Genomic DNA, 3,873 nt, shown 5'->3' with positions numbered 1-3,873 from the left:
AGGCTTGAAGTTCATTAGTTTCTTATTTATAACAGGAAATATTGGTTGGATAAAGGAACTTTTCTCGTTTCAATTGTTTATGTTTTAAATTTTTTCATTTGCTCTTTAAAATGATCGAACCCCAAGCTGCAATGATCGGTAACACAGTTGTAGGGCAAATTTCCCTGGCAAATCCGGAAAATAAATTTTTGAGCATAGATCTGAAAATTGCACAAAGAATTGCAAATATATATTCATTGGCAATTCAAAGACAGCAGTATCATGACCACCTGGTAAAGATCGAGTCAAACAGGGCTGAAGAGCTTGATAAACTTGTGCAGCAACGGACACAAGAGTTGAGAGCCTCGAAATATTTGATGGAGAAAATTTTTAAAAGTCAACTGGATGCCATTGTTGTTATGGAAGAGTGCCAATCGCTAAACATCATGGACTGCAATCCGTCGGCAGAGCGGATGTTTGGATATAAAAAGAGTGAATTGATCGGAAGTTCCCTGGAAATCCTGTGTGAAAACAACCCGCACCGGTTAAAGTTATTGGAAAAACTGGCTAGGTGTGCAGAAGCGGATCAGCATTTTTACCTGGAATCCTATGAGTTAAGACAGAAAAACGGCAACACATTTCCGGCAAGAATCAGTGCGACACAAATGGCCGGCCATGAAGGCGATTGTTTTGGATGGGTTCTTGCAATTCATGATGAAAGCGAGCGGAAACAGTATGAAAATAAAATTATTAATAGTGACAAACGTTTTAATCTTGTTTTAGATTCCCTTCGCGACGGTGTATGGGACTGGCAAATTGACACAGGAGATGTTTATTTCAGCGCCAGGTATTATAAAATGCTGGGATATGAACCGAACGAATTGCCCGCAAGCTTTGATACCTGGCGTAAATTAGTCCACCCGGATGATCTGGCGTATGCTGAGCAGGTCGTTGAAAAGGCCCTTGAACATGGCAATACTTTTGTGATGGAATTTCGGATGGCAACAAAAGATAAGACATGGCGGTGGATTCTGGGCAGGGGCCGGACAGTGGAAAGGGATGAACAGGGAAAACCTTTAAGGATGCTCGGTACCCATATGGATATTACCAACAAGAAAAATATGGAAGACCGCATCCGGCAATCTCAAAAATTGGAAGCCGTTGGAACACTTGCCAGCGGCATAGCCCATGATTTCAATAATATTTTGGCAGGGATAATCGGCTATGCAGAGTTGGTCATGGATGAGGTCCCGGAAGGATCAAAAAGCCATTCCAGGCTTAATGGAATTATCAGCGGCAGTGAACGGGCCAGGCAGCTTATCTCCCAAATACTTACATTCAGCAGGAAATCAGAGCGAGAGGTATCTGCTGTGGATATCCGGTTGATTGTCAATGAAGCATTGAAACTTATCCGCGCATCATTGCCGGCAACGATCACCATCGAAAAAGAGATCTCGTCAAAACTACCTTTTGTTATGGGAGATCCAACTCAAATTCATCAAGTGATTATGAATTTGAGCACCAATTCGCTCCATGCCATGAAAGACGGCGGAACGTTAAAGATCAATTTAAGCACCACACAGATCCGTATTGATGAAAACCCAAAAAACTATGATGTCTCCCCGGGGGAGTATGTTGTACTTGGGGTTTCAGACAATGGGTATGGGATACCCGACACCATTCTGCCTAAAATTTTTGATCCATTTTTTACAACAAAGGAAAAAGACAGGGGTACAGGACTGGGGCTTTCAGTGGTACACGGCATTATCAAAGAACACAATGGTGATATCCAAGTTACAAGCAAAGAGAATAAAGGTACAGATGTAACCGTCCTACTGCCTGTTTATGCCCAGGCATCTTCAAACCTGGATAAACATAAAGATGATGCCTTGATAGGTTCTGAGAAAATTATCCTGGTGGATGATGAGGAGGTGCTTTCTGTGGTGACCCAGGATATGCTGGAGTCGCTGGGATATTCAGTCACAGCCCTGACTGACAGTGGGGATGCCCTGGAGCTGTTTGAAAAAGATCCCCATTCATGGGATATTTTGTTATCTGATATTACAATGCCTGGCATGACCGGTATTGATCTGGCAGAGAACGTACGTGAAATACGTCCTGATATACCGGTTATTCTGTGGTCAGGAGACCATTCAATACTGCCGGAAGCACTAGGTGGCAGTTCAATGAAATCGTATTTTATAAAAAAGCCGTTCAGGCAAAAAGAGTTGTCACAGTTACTTCGAAAGGCGCTGGCATAGACGAAAAGCGATTGGGGTTTTTAACTGTTAGCAAAAATAATGACGGATGAAGGTCTGCCGGTTCAATTTTCACGCCCTTTTTTTGTAGATATAAAAGGCGTACAAAACAAAATAGAACGGATCCATCAGGAGATTGACCGGCTGAAATCAAAACTGTCAAAAACCACAGATAAAAAGAAAATAAAAATTTTAAAGCGGGAAATCAAACTCAGATGGAAAAAACTGAAAAAGCTTTCAAAAGAACTTGAACATCTGGCCTCAAATATAATTATTGCAATTGCAAAAATTCATAGTTGTTCAACCCTGTTGAAATGAAAAACTGGAAAGCGTATCCGTTAATTGTATAAATTAGCATATTTGTCTATTTTTGTAGTGTTAAAAAGTAACGGTGCATATTTATCGACAGTATCTATCCCTGCAAATAACCTGGCATCCCCATTAAATGCGTCAAGCAGCAATCGTTCATAAATGTGGTGTCCGTTATTAATCACAACCGTCTTCCCGGCTCAGGCGCGTTCCTCTAACGGCCCCTCACTGAACAAAAACCGTTCGATCCAGGAAAGTCCAAGCATGAGCAGCTCCCGGTCATCTTGTTTCACGGCCTCCAGCTGCTGCTGTGGGACAGCATAACGCGATAGAAAACTGCTTTCAAAAACAAATCGGCGGAAGGTATCCATATTGTAACTGGCCATGAACGCCATTTTCATGGGCGGACTGTTGGCATCAATGCCTTGGGCACTGAAAAAATCGGACTGTAAACGCCCTGCAATGCGGGCCCAGCAGCTGTTGGGTTCATTATACGCTGCCATTTCCTGATCCGCCATCCATGCTTTGGCAGTCCAGACTTGATCTTCACCATGTCCTTTGCAGTAATCATGGTGCATGACATAGTACTGCATACGCATGCTGCCGTCCGCGTCACCATAAATGGCCGGTTCCAGGGGATAGGCCCGGCAGGAGTAGGGTCTGTCTGCATAAATCGTACACCCCTGTTCCGTCAGAAAGGTACAAGGATTGGCCTGCCGGTCACTCATTTTCAACATCACATTGGGAAAGGTGGGCATGTCCCGGATGGCTGTTGTGGTATGGGCAACCAGAAACGCTTCCGAGGTCATGTTAAGGTTCTGTTTCATGCGCACAATGTCATAGGGATAAAGATACATGTCGGCATTGTGGCAGCAACGGGTAAAACAGGGCACGCCCTCATGACAGGCAAATTTGAAGGTGCCGGTGCCAAGTAATTCACGATTTGCAATACTGTTCATAGTGTTGTCAGGTGTTGTCATGTTCATATTTCCAGTGTTCATCAAATTTATTATCTGATCTTTATATATTTTTCCATAATTGAAAGCCACATGATAGTTTGAAACATCAAAAGGCTTCTGATATATAAATGGTCAAGTAGTCAAGGCAGCCGAAAAAGTAGAATACGCATATCATTGAATATAGACAAGAAAAATATGTCAAAAAATATTAAAAAGTAGTGGAATTATAATTCAAAAAGTTTTATAAGGATTGATATGAAAGCAAATCAAGCACTTAAAATACTTAGGGTATCTAAATCCACTTTAAGAAATTATATTAAAAGTGGAAAGATTAAAGCCACTAAATTACCAACCGGTAGATATGATTA

General features: G+C 42.0%; 4 protein-coding genes. 3 read left to right on the top strand and 1 reads right to left on the bottom strand.

The window, feature by feature from the left end; translation table 11 throughout:
- Positions 1-188: 188 nt before the first annotated feature.
- Together HXW94_RS18255 and HXW94_RS18250 are read left to right on the top strand one after the other, a co-directional pair.
- Positions 189-2,240 (top strand): PAS domain-containing hybrid sensor histidine kinase/response regulator, encoded by a 2,052-nt coding sequence (locus tag HXW94_RS18255; protein WP_178368322.1) that lies wholly within the window; start codon positions 189-191, stop codon positions 2,238-2,240.
- 39 nt (positions 2,241-2,279) lie between these two features.
- Positions 2,280-2,555 carry a hypothetical protein gene (locus HXW94_RS18250; protein WP_178368321.1) on the top strand — a complete coding sequence of 92 codons (276 nt, stop codon included), beginning with the start codon at positions 2,280-2,282 and terminating at the stop codon, positions 2,553-2,555.
- A gap of 191 nt (positions 2,556-2,746) precedes the next feature.
- Here HXW94_RS18250 and HXW94_RS18245 read toward each other — a convergent pair whose 3' ends face one another.
- Positions 2,747-3,526, bottom strand: coding sequence for a YkgJ family cysteine cluster protein (locus HXW94_RS18245; RefSeq protein WP_178368320.1), 780 nt, complete (start codon positions 3,524-3,526; stop codon positions 2,747-2,749).
- Between the two features lie 234 nt (positions 3,527-3,760).
- Here HXW94_RS18245 and HXW94_RS20500 point away from each other — a divergent pair.
- Positions 3,761-3,873 (top strand): helix-turn-helix domain-containing protein (locus HXW94_RS20500; protein ID WP_178367053.1); only part of this gene is annotated, 113 nt, incomplete at its 3' end.

This window comes from Desulfobacter latus, from assembly GCF_013389365.1.
GTDB lineage: Bacteria > Desulfobacterota > Desulfobacteria > Desulfobacterales > Desulfobacteraceae > Desulfobacter > Desulfobacter latus.
Note: the sequence above shows the minus strand (reverse complement) of the source record. Positions and strands in the feature narration are given on the sequence as shown.